The sequence below is a fragment of the Methanobrevibacter ruminantium M1 genome (assembly GCF_000024185.1).
GTDB lineage: Archaea > Methanobacteriota > Methanobacteria > Methanobacteriales > Methanobacteriaceae > Methanobrevibacter > Methanobrevibacter ruminantium.
The window spans coordinates 1,103,850-1,121,459 of the sequence record NC_013790.1 but is presented as its reverse complement, the minus strand read 5'-3'; the positions used below and the strand labels follow the sequence as shown (position 1 = coordinate 1,121,459).

The window sequence follows — 17,610 nt, the reverse complement described above, 5'->3', positions numbered from 1 at the left end:
CGATTTATTGGAATAATCCTCCTAATTTTTCAACAGCGGACTTAGTGTAAATGGTTAACCTACCCGCATGAGTACCTGGAGCTAATAATTCAGCATTTAAGTTGTCTACAGCAACAACATCGACACCAGCGTGGTTTCTTGCACCTAATCCAATGCCTTTGTCTTCAGATACAACAACTAAAGGTCCTTTACCGGATTTGTATTTACGTCCTCTTGTCTTTCCTCTGCCTGCTCTTATCTTTTTGCTGTCTTTAGCCTTGATTACATCATCGTAAACCCCTAAAGCCTTGAAGATTTCACGGGTTTCGCTTGTTTTCTTGACAGTTTCCAAATCATCTTCAACAATTACAGGTACTTGTTCGAGATTTTCGATTCTGTGACCTCTTCCAGCAACCAATTCTTCATTTACGGTAGCTGCAACAGCAGATCTGATTGCAAATCTTCTTTCCTTATTGTTGATTTTTTCATGATGATTCTTAGCAGCTCTTACAGGGTGTGCCTTTCTTCCGCCGATAGCTTGAGGTACGAATGCTGCTCTAGCGCCGGTTTTTATCCTAGGCACCATAGCTGCGCCTCTACCGGAACCCCAGGATTCTGCTGAGGTTCTTTTACCTGCCATAGGGTCATTACCCCATGGTTGGATTCTTGCAGATTGAGCAGAAAGGACAGCCCTTTTGATAAGGTCAGGTCTGTATTCTTCATTAAAAATAGCAGGAAGTTCGATTTCCTCTTTTACTTCCCCTTGAATTGAATAAACATTAACTTTCATTTAAACCCCTCTATACACCTTGTTTTGAAGCAGTGCTTATGTAGTTCACTTGAGGAGCTGCATCGTCAGCTTTCTTAGGTCTGATAGCTTGTCTGAGAATAACTAACCTTTTGGTTGGACCTGGTACGGAGCCTTTTACAAGGACATAGTCGTTTTTGACTAAACCATATCTAATGAATCCTCCAGCAGGGTTAACAGCATCAACTTCAGATACGTCTCCAATCTTAATGACTTTCTTATTGAATTCAGTTCTCTTATGGTATCCCATCTGACCTGCTTGTGCAACAGTCCACATGGTTCTTTCCGGAGACCATGGACCGATAGAACCTACGTGTCTACCTTTTCCACTTCTCATTGCCTTACCATATTGAATTCTGATGTTCCATCTCTTTACAACCCCTTGGACTCCTTTTCCTTTGGTGGTTGCAATTGCGTCTACATACTGTCCTTCGCTAAAGATATCACTGGCTCTGATTTCTTGACCTAAAATTCCAAGAGCGTAGTTTAATTTTTCTTCTGCAGAGCTTCCGCCTAATGCACATTCAAAGATTTCAGGTTTCTTCTTAGGAACGCTAGCCATTTTAGGATTAGTGTGTACTAAGACTCTTACCTCTTCAGTCTTTTCTAAAGCATCTTGTATTTTTGCAATAGCTTCGGATTGGTCGTAGTCCTTAGGAAGGGTGATTTTCCTAGAGAGCTCTTCATCCAAATTATCTGCAATTACTTCAGTGATAGCCTTAAGTCCGTGAGCAGTTTTTTCGTATGATCTTATCCCCAAAATTACAAGGGGTGGTACTTCCAAAACGGTTACAGGAGTGAAAACTTCCATTCCATGGGATGGAGAGTTTTTATCATTGTCCACAACCATAGCATGAGTCATACCAGCCTTATATCCAGCAAGACCCAAAAGTTTTGGTTCTTCATTACTTGGCCAAGCTTTGATTCTTGGGGTCTCTTTAGCAACTCTCTTACGAGGGCTAAATGCCACTGAACCTTTTCTTGGTTGGTGATGTCTTACCATTCTTTTCCTCCGTTATTTATAATTTCCTATAATTAATCAGTTTAATCTATATTTAATAGATTGTAATAGATTCAAATTAAAAAAATATTCTCTATTTATCATTTAAATCTACAAATTTCATAGATTTAAACTTTAAAATATTTTTTTATCATCTAAATCTATTCAATTTTCTTAAATTGCGAGTACAATATTTACCGAATTTAAGATTGATTTATCGATTCAATGAATAAGCAAAATTAATATATTAATCAATTATTAAGAACATTAATCCAATTAAAAAGAATTAAGATTAATTCTAAAAGTAATTGATCAAATCATAAAAATCAATAAATCTAGAATAAATAGCCATATTTGCTCTTTTAGCAAATCGCTAAAATTCTACACTGTTTAAACTTATTATTCATATATAATAGGCAAATAATTTAGCATACAGGTCTCCTTAACTAAATATCTAGATTCGGCATACAGTCTACCTTTTAGTAAATTATCCTAGGATACAGGACTGGTAGAGGGCCAAAAAATTTAAACAGGCATAATAAAGCTAAATAGAGCTAGATAAACATGAAAAACAAGCTCAAACTTGTTTATTTTACTTCTCAAAGATTATTCTATCTTAAAGTTAAAGTTTATTTGAACTTTAAAATATCTTTATTCATCCAATTAATTTCGTTCTAATGCCTATTCTAAATCGCAACTACTCTTAACCAATGAATAAACTTTATAGTGTCTAATTATAAAGCAAATCCTTGAAAGCTAAAGCTAACAGTAGCTAAAGCTATATATCTATATGTTTTATAATGAATTTATAAAAATTATGTGTAATGCCACATAAAGCATCATGTGTCTTGCCACATGAAAGCATCATGCATTACGCTGCATGAAAGCGAAAGCCAACAATGAACTATTGGCTTAAAGTATATTGAAAATAGCTAAAGTTGAAATAACAGCCTCTTCGGTCCTGACAGTCTCTGTTCCCTGATTTGGGATTGTATTGATTTTAACTGTTTCCCATTTGGAACTTTCGACATTCTCACTTATAGATGAGTAAGGGCCTCCAAAGACAATCGCTATATGATTAGAGCTTTCCACTTTAGTTTTCAATTCATTAAAAATAGAATCGATTGTTTCTGCGTACCTTGTTGTTTCTACAACAAGATCGGGATTAACTAATTTTAAGCTATTTTTAAGACTTTTATTTGTAGATAATGTCTTAAATCCCCAGTAAATGTCATCTGGTTCATCAGGTGTGACTATTACCTCTTTAGCAAACTTAGTAATTTTAAATGAAAAAATCTTATTTACTGTAAGTTGCTCTTTGCAAAACGCCAGTTTATCCATACCTATATCTACGAAGGTACCTTTCTTATTCCTTTTTACAGTGAATCCTTGTCTGTAATCACCTAATTCAGGCTTTCCAGTTGGATGATGAGGAACTCTCAAAGGAGGCAATATTCCAACGTGACGCAATTCTGCCTTGATAGGAATTGCCTTTTTCCTAAGGTATTGTGGAGTGTCCATATAATTGAGGACTTCTGCAATGAAATCTCCATCATCAGTCTGTTCGCTGTCTGGAATTGAAAGATCTTTATAAATCACCACTTCATCCACTTCAAATACAGCCAAGGCACGGCCAATCAAACCTACTTTAGAGGTTTTTAGCTTTAAATCCTTGGTTTCAGCGAGAAATGAATTCGGTATAAAGACAGACACTTTACTATTTTGCATATTTATCATTTTTTTTAAGTTTTTAATCCATATGCAACATTGATTAAAGTATTTAGTCAAAAAAAGCACTAAATTACCGATAATCGCGTAAAATAAAAAAATAATTAAAAAAGAATCTTATTACTAATCACAATTTAATCTTAAAAGTAATTCAAATTATTAAAAAATTCAAATAATTAAATAATTAAAATAATTAAATAATTAAAAATATTAAAATATTCAAATAATTTAAATTAATTAAATTAAGTATTTTTAGAAACATAACTCTAAAATTACTTAAATACGCTATAAGATTTTTAGTAAAGACATAGCCCAAGCTAAATCATTAAAAAACCTTTGAATATGATATTTAACATTAGACAGATGTCGAATACCAAAATAAATTATGAAAAATAATAAAAAATTTAAAAATTTCTTATAAATTACAAATTGTAGACATATAGATTAGTAATATTTAAGTATTTTATAGTATATAAAGGTTTTGTATAAAAATGAGTAAATTCTTTAAAAAAAATGGATTATAGGCCATTTTTTTAAAATTTTGTGAAAAAACTACAGATTTCATGATAAAATTGGGAAAAACTAAAAAAAACAACTTGAACATAGCTGAGAGCTTTAGAGAGTAAAATATTACCCATATGAATTTTATTTATATAATTAATGAATATATATTCTTTAAATATATTTAAATTAACTTTATGGTTTTATTTAAAGTTTTCAACCCTTAAAACAACTACTTTTACATCCCTTGACTCAGTTTTATGAAAGTCATAGATCTTTGGAAGGGGGAAATTATAGACGAACTTATGGCTTATATCCCCACCTAAATCATTATAATAATCAATCACAAACTCTTCTGTGCTTTTCATATGAAATGAATATATCACTTCAGCACTGGCCATAGCAAATTCCATGAATTTTCTATCTGCATGTCTTGTTCCTCTCTCCTGAGAACCGAAGGGAGGATTCTGGAATAAAGTGGCAAACTTGAAATCTTTCTCATCAAAAGAGCCATTCATCAAACCATCATTGGAATTATTAAGATTAGAATCATCACCAAGAGAATTGCTATTATAATATTCTATTAACTTATCATATTTTTCATCAGATTGAATACTCTTATCATTTAATAGTTCGGATATTGAATTATATTGATTGATGTCTCCAACTATGAAATTAATATTAAATACATCTACATCACTCGGTTGATTTAGGCCAATTAAATCAATTATTGTTTTTTCCCCAAGAGCGATTGATTCAGGGTCAATGTCAAGGCCTAATGAATAGCCTGCACCCATAAGCCAAGAGCCAATTGCAAATATGCCAGTGCCGCATCCAAGGTCCAATACGCTTAAGTCGCTAATGTCTCCTAATGTATATGCATTCCATATAAGATCAGATGCAATAGAGGATGGTGTTGAGTACTGCTCAAGCTCAACTTTTGGATTTGGATGAGATGGAACATTTTGCAGGATCATCTCAAGCTGTTTCTTTTTTCTAATTTTCATAATAACACTTGAATAATTAAAAATCATTAAATTGAAAAAATATATTTTTTTTTGATTTCTATTAAAGATATTAATTTTATTAATTATAATTTTTACTATAAAATTAATTTATATTATTATTTTTAAAATATATTGAATCTATAATCTTTGTTCAATTTCATATCAATTTCACACTCTCACATCAATTTTACAAAATGAAATCAATTTTACAACTTCACATCAATTTTACAAAATGAAATCAATTTTACAACTTCACATCAATTTAACGAAATGAAATCAATTTAACGATATAAAGTCAATTTAACACTTTTAAATCAATAATGAGGTGAAAAAAACCAATATATTTATTTATTAAGAAAACAAAGAATAAAATGAAGGTTTTTTATTGCTTGAATAAAAATATCCGCATAAAATTGAGGTCAAGAATATGATGATTAGTATTAAAATCGTTATAAACCCTTCATTTGACATGGTGAAAAGCACATTAAAGGAAATGATTAAATTTTCCTTAGAATTAATGAAAATTTTCATCATGGTATTGTTCGCTTAATTTGTAATCGGCAGTTGAACTAAAAAAAAATAGTAGTTTTTAATATTTTTTCTTAGGTAATTTTTTCTTTCATAGATAATATTATATAAGATGAAAATATAACATTATTTGAACAATACCCTCATTTTATGGGTAAATTTAAAGTTGAGAATTCACTACGAATTCTTAAACTTTAAATTTTAATTTTCTATTTTTCAAAACCACATTATAATAATTTTTTAAAATTTTTAACCAATAACTACTTTTTAAATTAAAAATCAATCCAACACATTAATAAATTAATTAGATTAAAAATTAGGATAAAATTTAATATTAATAATTATAAATATATAATATAAAATGAATCAATGATTATTTAATATTTGATTATACTTGATTATTATCTTATTAAATTTGATTAATAAAGTGATCCATTACATAAAACTTAATTTTTAAATAATTAATTGATTAAATAAATTGATTGATGAAATAAATAACGAATTAACCAACTTATTCGTTTTAAAAGATTAAAAGAGGTAAAAAATGTTTGAAAAAGTACTTATTGCAAACAGGGGAGAAATTGCCATACGTATTATGAGAGCATGCCGCGAATTGGATATGAAAAGCGTAGCGGTCTACTCAGATGCAGATAAAACTTCCCTTTACACTAACTATGCAGATGAAAGCGTTCCTTTAGGAAACCCATCTCCAAGCCAATCTTATTTAAACATTGAAAAGATCATTAATGCTGCACTTGATACAGGAGCAGATGCCATTCACCCAGGATACGGATTCTTGGCTGAAAATCCAGAGCTTGGAAGACAATGTGAGAAAAACGGCATCAAGCTAATCGGACCTAAAGGGGAGCATATTGAAAAGATGGGAGATAAGATCACTTCCAAACAGCTTATGAAAGAGGCTGGAGTCCCTGTAATTGAAGGAACCCCTGAAGGAATCGATGACGTTGAAGAGGCTAAGGAAATAGCTGAAGCAATCGGATACCCTGTAATCATCAAGGCTTCCGCTGGAGGCGGAGGTATCGGTATGCGTGCAGTCTATAGTGAGGAAGAGCTTGTCCGTGCACTTGAAGCCACCCAGTCAGTTGCTCTTAAAAACTTTGGAGACGCTACAGTATTCATTGAAAAATACCTTGAAAAGCCAAGACACATAGAATTCCAGATATTGGCAGACGAATATGGAAACACCATCCATGTGGGAGACAGGGAATGTTCCATCCAAAGAAGACACCAAAAGCTTTTAGAAGAAGCCCCTTCCCCAATCATGACTGAAGAATTAAGGGAAAGGATGGGTGAAAGCGCTGTAAAGGCTGCCGAATATATCGGATACAACAGTGCAGGTACTGTGGAATTCCTTTACGACAATGGAGACTACTACTTCCTTGAAATGAACACACGTATCCAAGTAGAACACCCAATCACTGAAATAGTAACAAACACTGACTTAATCAAGCAACAGATTAAAATAGCCTGTGGAGAAGAGCTTGAATACAGTCAAAGTGATATCACAGTAACAGGACATGCTATCGAATGTCGTATCAATGCTGAAAACCCACTTGCAGACTTCGCTCCAAACCCAGGAAAAATCACAGGTTACAGATCACCTGGAGGACCTGGAGTACGTCTGGACAGTGGTGTTTATATGAACTATACCATTCCTACATTCTATGACTCAATGATTTCCAAACTGGTTACAAGCGGAAGAACAAGAAACGATGCAATCAATAGAATGAAAAGGGCATTGAGCGAATATATTATCTTAGGCGTAAAGACCACAATTCCATTCCATAAGGCAATCATGAGAAATGAGTCATTCCTTGCAGGTGACTTGAACACCCACTTCGTTGACGAGCATAAGAAAGGAATTGAAGAGGAAATGGAAAAGGTAATTTTAGAAGATTTAGAAAGAGTAAATCGTATGAAATCTACTTTTATGCCTGGTAAAAAGATAGCTGCAATTTCTGCAACAGTTGGAACTTATTTCAATGCTGCACAAGCACAGCAGATGAAAAAGAAATAATATTTTAAATTTATTTTTAAATTTAATGATTATTTTTTTTAAATAACTGCTATCTAAAAAAATAAAATAGGATTAAATTTAATTTTTACTTTAATTATTATTTTTTAAATAAAAGCTATCCGAATGATAAAATTAAATCTTATCAATTAAAACTAATTGAAAATTAAAATAACGATTATAACCGTGATTATAATGAAAAGAGAAATGATTAAGCTCTTAGTTAGCTATGACATAATTTCCAAAGAGGAAGCTGAAAAGATTGATTCAATCAATGATGAAGCAATTGAAGAGTCAATCAAGGAATTAGGATTTGGAAAAACTGAACACATTACAAAAGAAAGGATATCTGAGTTTTTAGAAACTGAAGAACTCGGAGAAGAGATTCTATGTTTCCGTAAGGTATTCTCTACAAACAGCATTTCCAAATTCTTGGCAAACCATGGAGCAAAGGAAGGAACTGTATTGATTTCCGAAATCCAAACAAACGCTAGAGGAAGATCCGGCAAGAAATGGGAAGCTCCAGACGGCGGAGTATGGATGAGCATGATTTTAAGGCCAGATGTCCCTCCGGCAAAGATAGGATTGATCACACTTGCAACAGGTGTTGCAATAGCTAGAGCTATCCGTTCATTTGACGTTGACGCTAAAATCAAATGGCCTAACGATATCTTAATCCATGGAAATAAGATATCTGGAGTATTGACTGAAGTAATTGCTACATTCAATCAAATCGAATATGTTATCGTAGGTGTTGGAATCGACAGCAACCTTAAATTGGAAGACTTCTCTGAAGACATAAGAGAAGGAACAACCACCTTGGAAGAGGAAATCCCTGTAAAAGTAGATGAAAATGAACTCATTGGAATCTTCTTAAATGAATTTGAAAAGATTTATGACATCTACTTAAATGGAGATGTTGAAGAGATTCTTAGCGAATGGAGAGCCCTTTCAGACACCATAGGAAAATATGTAAGCATTACCCAAACAGGGGGCAAGACAACTCAAGGATATGTTGTTGGAATCAATAAGGAAGGAAGCTTAATTATTGAAAAACAAGACGGAAACTTAGAGAAAATTATTTCAGGCGAATTAAGAACTCTTTAAGTTCTTTTTAATATTATTTGTTTTATTCATATTGTTTTCACCAAACTATATGAAAAAATTGGGAATGGAAAAGTTCATCTTTTTCATTCCCTTACCTCTTTTAATCTGCTATTTTTGAAAAAAAAGAACTAATAGAACTTATTTGAATAAATAAGTATAAAAACTACTATTTTTAGAAAAAGATAAAAAATAATTTATTCGAATAAATAAGTATAAATACCACTATTTTAAAAAAAGAATAAAAAAAAGTATTTTAAAAAAATACTAAAAAATATTTGCTATTTTTTACAGAAACTTATAAAACTGCTTTTAATAATAAATCAAGTCCCTAGACTTTTCCACATCTTGACAACTGTCTAAAAAACTTGTTAAATGAATCATCCACCTTATCATGCAAGATACCTAAATTCATATCAATAACATCTTGGGTGGACAGGTCAAATCGAACTGTAGCAGATGCCCCTGGCATCCCAACAGCAGGTATTGTAATAATTCCTTCATCCTTCAATAAAATCATAGCCCATAGGAAAGAAAGGTCCTTTTCAGATAGCTCTGTTTCAATATCTAAAGCGTCCACTTGTTTTTTAAGAGCATCTTCAGTTACCATAACACCAGTTGGTGTTTTTTCAAACATTTCATAGTCCTTCGAAACCATATCATAGAACTTGTCTTTTCTAGAGATTGCATTTATAAGATTGTCTTCGCTATAGTTTTTTATTCCATTTACCATGGCTAAAATGAGAGGAGGCTGTGCTTCAAGGCCAAACTGGTTTGCCTTGACCTTTACCTTATCGATCAATTCCTCTTTTCCAGCCATCAATCCACCTCGAGGACCTGGCATAAGTTTATCTGTGCTTGTTACAACAAGGTCTGCCCCTAAGTCACATGCCCTCTTTTGATTGAATACTGCAGTCCTAAGCCTTGCACCTGAAGCATCATCAACTAAAACCGGAATGTCCTTATCATGAGCCATATCAATTACTTCCTTAAATGTATCCTCATCTATCACCTGATGGTCCATTGTAGAGCCTGTAACAACAACAAGACTTGTATTGTCCTCTATTTTAAATTCATTTAGATCTATATATTCATCATAGTCAGCCCCCACAATATTGCATGAGCGAGGAATTGACGGATGGGCAGGGTATTGGGCTAAAAAGTGACTTACATGCTCTCCCTCCTTCACCAAGGACAGTATACTTGCAAGGATGCCTGAACTTGTCCTGTTTACTGCAAGTGCCTTCTCACCGCCAAGATGCTCCTTTGCAACAACTTGAAGCTCATCCTCAAAGATGGCAGGACCTACATAGGTTTCAAGGAGATCCAACTCCTCTTCACTTGATATGAAGCCACCTGAAAGTCCAGTGACATCATATAAAGATGATCTGCCCTCATTTTCCACAATTGACCTTATAATCTTAAGGGCTGATTCCCTTTTCTTAAGCTCATCTAATGAATTGTTTACAATCATGATAAAAACCTATAATAAACTTTAAAATTAAATTAGAATGGTAAATTAAATAAAAATAAAAAATAAGCAATTTAAATAAATAAATTAATAAATAAAAAAGAAAAATTGGATAATTATTATCCAATGCAAAAAAAAAAGATTAGTCTAAAAGTTTCAATTCATAATCAGAGAATGATTCAATGATTACCTTCAAATCCTTTTCAGGAATATCCATGGAAGCAAACTCTTCTCCTTCGGAATAGCTGTATTCAGCATGTACTATATGTCCTTCAGGAGTGGTGTATAGCATTATGAAGTCCTCTTGCTTTTCAGGATTTTTAGTAGGTAAACTGATAGTGAATGAAAGACCTAATTGATTGAAGAACTTTACCTTTTCCTCTTCATCCTTATTGCATTTTTTTAATTTTCTAATTCTGGATTTTAATTTCTTTTCTGCTGCTTCGCCAATATCTGCCATATTATCACCAATTCATTAATATAATCAATCTAATAAATATTTTAGTAAAATAAAATCAATATTTTAATTTTTATAAGAATCAAATGAATTAATTATGAAAATTTATATCTATTTTCCAATTATAAAAATAAAAATATTTTTTAAAAATTATCTAAAAGTTTTTTAAAATAATTCTATTATGATATTTAAAAAAAATGATATATAAATCTTTATAATTTTAATAATTTATTAATGGAAAATTGATTTGACTTGGGAAAACTAGTGAAAAAAAACTAAACTTAAAATAAAAGAAAAATAGAAAAAAAGGAAAAATATAAATTAAAAATTAGCTTTAAAGAAAAAAATAATAAGGGAAAATATAAATTAAAAATTAGTTTTAAAGAAAAAAATAATAGGAAAAATAAGAATTATTTAATAGTTATTTTTCCAGATTTTGTAACTGCACCATAACAAGCATCACCTGCAAATTTGGCTGTAAATGAATAGGTCTTTTTACTGGACAAGCTCACATTAACGGAAGCGACTCCTTTTGAGTTTGTTGTAGCTGAATATGTCTTTCCATTTACAGTGAAAGTGATCTTCTTATTTGCAACTGCCTTATTATTATTGTCCTTTAAGGTAGCTGTCAAGGCTTTTGTCTTGGCAGTTGACTTATAGGTCTTACTTGGAGCAGTAAGACTCATTTTCTTCTTATTTACAGTTATCTTAGCCACTTCAAATGATGCATTATAGTCATCATCACCTAGGAAGCAGATTGCAAAGGTGTAAGTGAATGGCATTTTAAGGTTTATCTGCAATTTCACTCCGCCAGTGGCATTGGTAGTTCTGTTATAGATTCTGCCGTTAAATCCTATTTTAACTTCCTTGTTTGCCAAAGGATTGTTGTTTCCATCCACTAATGTGACATAGAAATAGTCTCCTATTCTTCCATCCACATCAGGAACAACTGATTGGGTCACCATATCCTCATATATGATCTTTGTGGCTTTCCTTGAAACAGGAACATCAGAACCGTTTGTGCCATTTGTATCTGTTCCATTATCTGTTTTATTTCCGGTGTCTGTTCCATTATCAGTTTGATTTCCTGTGCCATTGGTGTCATTAGCATCATCTCCATTTGGAGCATCCTTGATTAAAGTTATTGTCTTAATTAGTTCAGCGCCTTCAAAGAAGTCATTTGAAGCAAATTCGGTCTTGACAATATAATTGCTCTCATTAAGTTTAGCCAAGCCTGACAAGCTGGCCTTACCTTCATCATTGGTCTTTACCACATAATTAAACAAGACTTGGCCATCCATTGAACTTAAGGCAAACAATATTGTCTCATTTGCCAATGGACTTAATTTATCATCCACTAGATAAACATCATATTCCCTCTTCTCACTTGAAAGATTGATTAAAGTCTCTCCGGATAATAATTGGGCAATGCGTTTTGAAACTGAAAGATTGAAAATCATTGCAGACTCTGAGTAATCGTCATCTCCAAGGAATTTTAGAGCAAATTCATAAACTCCCTCATCCAAATTAATAGGGCATGATGCAATTCCATTAGAGTCTGTAATCAGACTGACTCCATCTAAATTGCTTATGGTCAAGCCAACTGTCTTATTTGAAAGAGGATTAAGTGATTCATCCAATAATTCAAATTCGATGACCTTTTCAAGATTTGCAAAGATGTTCAAATTGGACAAGTCTATTTTAAATAGGGTATTGATTTTAGATGATTCAGTTCCGTTATCACCAGGGCTAGTTCCATTGCCTCCGCTAGGATCAGTTCCATTAGTGCCATTATCATTTATAGGAGCAGTTCCATTGCCTCCGCTAGGGTCGGTGCCATTAGTAGCATTATCACCACCAGGGCTAGTACCATTATCTCCACCAGGACTTGTACCGTTATCTGCTTTAGAAACTGAAAGATTGAAAATCAAGCGAGATGGAGAGTAATTCTCATCTCCACTGAAACTAAGGACAAATTCATAAACTCCCTCATCCAAATTAAGAACGCAACTAGCAATTCCATCAGAATCTGTAATCAATTCAGTATCTTCATCCAAATCAACTATAGTCAAATTGAGAGTTTTATCCGCCAATGGATTTAATGATTCGTCCAATAAAGCAAATTCAATTGTCTTATCCACATTTGCAGATACTGTTAAATCAGACATGTCTATTTTAAATAATGTATTGATTTTTGAACTGTTATCTGTTCCATTAGTACCATTGCCAGTATCATTAGTGCCATTATCGCCATTTAAAGAATCATTCACTACAGAAACATCAATCTCCAAAATAGAATCATCATATAAGTCATTTGATTCAAAAGCAATTAAAAGATTGTAATCTCCGCTTTCAATATCTGAAAGATCGATAATTGCAATTCCTCTTTCATTAGTTATTGCAGAATAATTGAATAAATCCTGACTGTCCTTTTTAGCGAAAGCAAATAAAAGGGACTGATTTGCTATAGGATTGAAATCATCATCCAATAGATGAGCTTGATATGGATTGGAAGAGTTTATTGCTATATCGTCAGCAACTATATGAGGAGCATTTCTTTTTAAAACACTTAAATTAAATCCAAACTCACAAGGAGAGTAACATTCATCTCCCAAATAGCTTGCAATGATTTCATAATTGGATTTAGTTAGATTTAAATTAAATGATGCAATTCCATTTGGGCCAGTAGTCAGATTATAAATCAATGGATTTTCTGCCAAATCAACTGAATTTAAATCTTCAACTGTTAAGATGATAGTTTTATCTGCTAAAGGACCGGTTTGATTAGATAAGATAAATTCTATCAGATCATTTGACTGGGACAAGCTGATCCAATTTGAACCATTGTAAATTAGGCTAGAGGAATCAAATTCCATTGATGAAGCCCTTCTTAAAACATTTAGATAAAATGTCAAGTTAGATGCCTTATAATATCCATCCTCTGCAAATGAAGCCAAAAATACATAATTTCCTTCCAATAAATCCAATACAAACCCTGCCTGACCGCTGCCATTTGTAATTAAGGTGAGATTCTCAAATAGATAGTCATTATCGCTTTCAATGAGTGAAATAACTATATTCTTATCAGAAAGATTATTGATTCCATCAGAGAGTGTGAAATTGATTACATCACCAGATTTTGAAAATACAGTTATATTGGAAGGGTCCAGATTATCCAAGCTAATTGAAGTGTTAGATTTTGATACTGAAACATTAAATGTCACGTTAGATGACATATAAGAGTCATCTCCTGCAAATGAGGCTAAGAAAACATAATTTCCTTCCAATAAATCCAATACAAACCCTGCCTGACCGCTGCCATTTGTTATTAAAGTGACATTCTCAAATAGATATTCGTTGTCGCTTTCTAACAAGGATATAACGATTTGCTTATCTGAAATTCCAATAGACTGAAGGTCAGTCAATTGAATGTCAACAACGTCTCCGGATTTCACTGAAGTTGAGACATTAGGGACTTCTACAAATTTGGTGAGGCTTCCATAATAAAGATTTAATACTTGAGTAGTGTTGGCATCACCTGGATTGAATCCTGAATAGTTATAGTCATATGACAAGCTGGCCACATCATTATTTCCCCTCATAGTAAATACAAGGGTAAGGGTGCTTGACTGGCCTTCGGAGAATGTGTCAAAATGCCATATCTTTTTTGTGCTATCAAATTCACCATTAAGCTTAGTGAAACTCTTTAAGAAAAATGAACTGTTCCACTTCATGCTGATATTCAAGTCATTTACTGTAGCTCCTTCATTGGATACGGTTATCTTAATCTCTACAGTATCCCCTTGTGTATAAGTGGTTGCATTTGCCCTAGCATGAAGGTGCACATCAGATGGACCGATAGTATAGGCCTTCAAGCAGATATTAGGTTCAGTAAAAGTCTTATTATTCATATACATATAGAACTTAAGGATATCTCCCACTTCATAAAGGTCCTGCCAGTTTTGCCCATCAAAGCTTATGAAGGACTCTCCAGGATTTGAATTAGCACGACTGCTATAGTCGCTTCTTTTAGATTCTATTGCAACAGGATAATTGGAATCTGGAGTGCTTAGCTTGACAATTATCTTGAATATGTCACCTGAAAGGAGTTCAACAACATCATCCAGCTTGATTGTATGATATCCTGCACCTTTGACATTTCCCTCTTGAACAAGTCTTGAAATGCCGTTTACTGTAATGTTTACTAAATAGCTGCTGCTTCCATAGGTATATAATCCAAATGCAGCCAATGGATTGTTGTTTAAAGCAGTGAACTGATTTGCAATCCATGCAGTGCTGCAGCCATATCCGATTGACTCAAAGGTGTTTCCTAAAGTGTCATACTGATAATTGTTCTTATAGGTGGAGGCATTTGCAACTGAAGTAAATGCCATTGCAGCGATTGCATCATAGCCATAGCCTGCAAGTGTCTTGTCATAATAGGAGACGTACCAATAGCCATCATAGCCTTCACTAGGACCCCAACTGTTTTTGATAATGAATGCTCCGTCACCTGGAGGTCTTACAGCAAAATTATCTGCAGAATAACTGTCATTCCAACCTACAATGGTTATGGCATGGTTGGAAATTGAAATGACATCACAATAATAATCCGGATTATTATCAAAGGAATCATCTGAACATAATGTAGTATACAATGCGCCATATTTTAAGATAGCTGCCTTTATCTGATCGATATCTAGATAATTCAAACGCAATGGGACATATAAGACATCCTCAACCTGCTTTACAATATTTGTGAATGTTCTTGAATTATGGCTTGTATCGTTGAATGGATCTTGAGACTCATTTACAGGTCCGCTCCAGCGAAGGAGATATGCAAGAGACATATAGTGGTTTCCACCGTCATACCAGTCGGTTCCATTCAAACCATAGGCTCCAATAAGATTCTTCATATTGTTTTCGGAAAGGTCATATGATGTGTTTTCATATTTTAAAAGATAGGATTCAAGGGCTGCAAGAGTGGAAAAGGCCCAGCAGGACCCGGAATTCTTTTGGTCCTTAACTGAAGTGACAAGATTGTAGTCCCTTAGGTCATAGGATGAAGGCAACTGGCTAAGTTCCATTTCACTAAGGATTTCTGCTATATCCTCTTGGCTAAATGCCTCGGATATGATAAATTGATCTTCAAGACAAATCAAGATATCCTCTTTTGGATTTATTGCACGGTTATTTGTGAAATTCACATTGTCAAAGTCAAGGACCCCATTCAAATGGAAAAATGTTCCATTCTTATCGCTGGTTCCATTTGCAAGGTTATTTGAGAATGTGGAATTTTCAATATACATCATGATTGCCTTATTTGCAATTGCAGAGCCAAAGACGTATTTTCCATGGCCCTCATTTGAATCAAAGGTGGAATTGATTATGAATATGTTATGGCTTGACCAGCTTGCAAGTCCTCCTCCCATTGAATAGTTGGAGAGAAGTGAACTCTTTGAGATTGTTGAGTTGAAGATTACAAGAATTCCTGAAAAATCATAAATGGCTCCTCCGGCAGCATTCTCTCCTTTTGCTGTGTTGTTTATAAATTGGGAGCCCATTATTGTCATCTCACCCATATCGTTATATATTGCGCCTCCACATGCATCTGAAGTATCGTTTGCAGTGTTATTTTCAAATAAGCAGTTGTAGATTCGAACAAATCCTTTATTGTTATATAGGGCTCCCCCTTCTACTGAACCATAATAGGAAGCTTCCGCTCGGTTATTTTTAAAAATAACATTTACAAAGTTAACTGTACTTTCGTTAATGTATATTGCCCCTCCACTGGAATAGCGTCCATTTGTAAATGTGAGATTGAATATGTTTAGCAATGGGCTATATACTGTAGTATAAGACCGTCGAGGACTAATAAAGAATGCACCATTCCCATTGCAATCAATTATTGTATTTAAGGAATCCTCTCCAATGAGATTTAGATTTTTGTTGATGGTCATTCTTCTTGTTACTGTGTAAACCCCTTTAGCTATATACACATTTGTTCTTGTATCAGAGGACAATCCAAATGCATAATTGTAGGCAGAGTAGATTGACTTATATGGACTTGCTTGACTTCCATTCTCTGTTGAACCTGTATAGGATGCATTTACGAATATTGTATTTGAGTCTGAAATTGCAAAGTCGTAGTTTATAAGCTGATTGTTTAAATTGATGTAGTCTGCGTACTCATCATAATTTAAGCTTTTTATGTTTGTATTTTGGTCATTTAGACTCTTTGTTATTGTTTTGATTTCAGATGATGAGTCTGTATTTGCAGAACTTTCTAGATTAGTTAAATCTTCTGAATTAGTAGAATCGGGATTAGTTGAATCAGGATTTGTTAAATCCTCTGAATTAGTTGAATCAGAATAACTTGTATCATCTAAAGTCCTATTTCCAATCAAACAATCATCATCAATAGATTGTAATGAATTTTTAGAATCCTTTAAAACTGTATTTGATTCTAAATAAGAATTATCATCCTCTAAACTAATAGAATCACCAGAATATGCAGAATAACTGTCTGCATCACCAGCAAAACTTATAGGGATGATTAATAGACCTATTAATAATAAGCCAATAAACATTAAGTATTTTAATTTCATTATAAAAACTCCTATCTTTTTAAAATATGAATCATAAAATTGTTATTTTTAATAAATAATTTATATATAGTTCCTATTTATAATAAAAAACTAATAAGAAACTATTTTTTTAATTAATAAGCATAATAACTTTTATAAAGCAAATAAGCAAATTTAAATGATAAAAATTGTTTTATCTTTTTTAAAACTTGATTGAAAAAATAATTAAAAATTCATTAAGTATTCTTATGCTTAAATTATTATTTATTTATGTTTAATATAATTAAAATATTTTATTATATAATTATAGTTAATAAAAAATAACTGAAAAATGGTAAAAAAGTAATAACAATTAGATAAAATTGAAAAATGAAAAGCAATGAGAGTAGCCAGAAAAGAAGAAAA

The 17,610-nt window shown here is 32.8% G+C and carries 10 protein-coding genes; 3 read left to right on the top strand and 7 right to left on the bottom strand.

Features of this window, described 5'->3' with window-relative positions:
* Window positions 1–4: 4 nt before the first annotated feature.
* The 4 genes from rpl4p to MRU_RS04285 form a co-directional block, all read right to left on the bottom strand.
* Window positions 5–769, bottom strand: coding sequence for a 50S ribosomal protein L4 (gene rpl4p, locus MRU_RS04300; RefSeq protein ID WP_012955654.1), 765 nt, complete (start codon window positions 767–769; stop codon window positions 5–7).
* 10 nt (window positions 770–779) lie between these two features.
* Window positions 780–1,790 (bottom strand): 50S ribosomal protein L3, encoded by a 1,011-nt coding sequence (gene rpl3p / locus MRU_RS04295; protein WP_012955653.1) that lies wholly within the window; start codon window positions 1,788–1,790, stop codon window positions 780–782.
* A gap of 909 nt (window positions 1,791–2,699) precedes the next feature.
* On the bottom strand, window positions 2,700–3,515 hold the full coding sequence (locus MRU_RS04290) for a putative RNA uridine N3 methyltransferase (RefSeq protein WP_012955652.1): 816 nt from the start codon (window positions 3,513–3,515) through the stop codon (window positions 2,700–2,702).
* Between the two features lie 704 nt (window positions 3,516–4,219).
* Window positions 4,220–5,023: an METTL5 family protein gene (locus tag MRU_RS04285; protein ID WP_227717052.1), complete on the bottom strand. Its 804-nt coding sequence runs from the start codon at window positions 5,021–5,023 to the stop codon at window positions 4,220–4,222.
* A gap of 427 nt (window positions 5,024–5,450) precedes the next feature.
* Between MRU_RS04285 and MRU_RS12140 the strand changes: the two genes are divergently transcribed.
* From MRU_RS12140 to MRU_RS04275, 3 genes are all read left to right on the top strand, one after another.
* Window positions 5,451–5,573, top strand: coding sequence for a hypothetical protein (locus MRU_RS12140; RefSeq protein WP_265101244.1), 123 nt, complete (start codon window positions 5,451–5,453; stop codon window positions 5,571–5,573).
* Between the two features lie 522 nt (window positions 5,574–6,095).
* Window positions 6,096–7,589, top strand: coding sequence for an acetyl-CoA carboxylase biotin carboxylase subunit (locus tag MRU_RS04280; RefSeq protein WP_012955649.1), 1,494 nt, complete (start codon window positions 6,096–6,098; stop codon window positions 7,587–7,589).
* A gap of 192 nt (window positions 7,590–7,781) precedes the next feature.
* Window positions 7,782–8,693: a biotin--[acetyl-CoA-carboxylase] ligase gene (locus tag MRU_RS04275; RefSeq protein WP_012955648.1), complete on the top strand. Its 912-nt coding sequence runs from the start codon at window positions 7,782–7,784 to the stop codon at window positions 8,691–8,693.
* 328 nt (window positions 8,694–9,021) lie between these two features.
* On the opposite strand, the gene MRU_RS04270 is transcribed toward MRU_RS04275, so the two are convergent.
* The 3 genes from MRU_RS04270 to MRU_RS04260 form a co-directional block, all read right to left on the bottom strand.
* Entirely contained in the window at window positions 9,022–10,164 is a 1,143-nt protein-coding gene (locus MRU_RS04270; RefSeq protein ID WP_012955647.1) for a TIGR03576 family pyridoxal phosphate-dependent enzyme, read from the bottom strand.
* A gap of 139 nt (window positions 10,165–10,303) precedes the next feature.
* On the bottom strand, window positions 10,304–10,621 hold the full coding sequence (locus MRU_RS04265; RefSeq protein ID WP_012955646.1) for a hypothetical protein: 318 nt from the start codon (window positions 10,619–10,621) through the stop codon (window positions 10,304–10,306).
* Window positions 10,622–11,028: 407 nt separating this feature from the next.
* Window positions 11,029–17,226, bottom strand: coding sequence for a lectin like domain-containing protein (locus MRU_RS04260; protein ID WP_012955645.1), 6,198 nt, complete (start codon window positions 17,224–17,226; stop codon window positions 11,029–11,031).
* Window positions 17,227–17,610 lie beyond the last annotated feature (384 nt).

Coding starts and splice junctions, on each gene's coding strand:
- rpl4p (WP_012955654.1), bottom strand. CDS start 769: ATGAAAGTTAATGTTTATTCAATTCAAGGGGAAGTAAAAGAGGAAATC.
- rpl3p (WP_012955653.1), bottom strand. CDS start 1,790: ATGGTAAGACATCACCAACCAAGAAAAGGTTCAGTGGCATTTAGCCCT.
- MRU_RS04290 (WP_012955652.1), bottom strand. CDS start 3,515: ATGCAAAATAGTAAAGTGTCTGTCTTTATACCGAATTCATTTCTCGCT.
- MRU_RS04285 (WP_227717052.1), bottom strand. CDS start 5,023: ATGAAAATTAGAAAAAAGAAACAGCTTGAGATGATCCTGCAAAATGTT.
- MRU_RS12140 (WP_265101244.1), top strand. CDS start 5,451: ATGATGATTAGTATTAAAATCGTTATAAACCCTTCATTTGACATGGTG.
- MRU_RS04280 (WP_012955649.1), top strand. CDS start 6,096: ATGTTTGAAAAAGTACTTATTGCAAACAGGGGAGAAATTGCCATACGT.
- MRU_RS04275 (WP_012955648.1), top strand. CDS start 7,782: ATGAAAAGAGAAATGATTAAGCTCTTAGTTAGCTATGACATAATTTCC.
- MRU_RS04270 (WP_012955647.1), bottom strand. CDS start 10,164: ATGATTGTAAACAATTCATTAGATGAGCTTAAGAAAAGGGAATCAGCC.
- MRU_RS04265 (WP_012955646.1), bottom strand. CDS start 10,621: ATGGCAGATATTGGCGAAGCAGCAGAAAAGAAATTAAAATCCAGAATT.
- MRU_RS04260 (WP_012955645.1), bottom strand. CDS start 17,226: ATGAAATTAAAATACTTAATGTTTATTGGCTTATTATTAATAGGTCTA.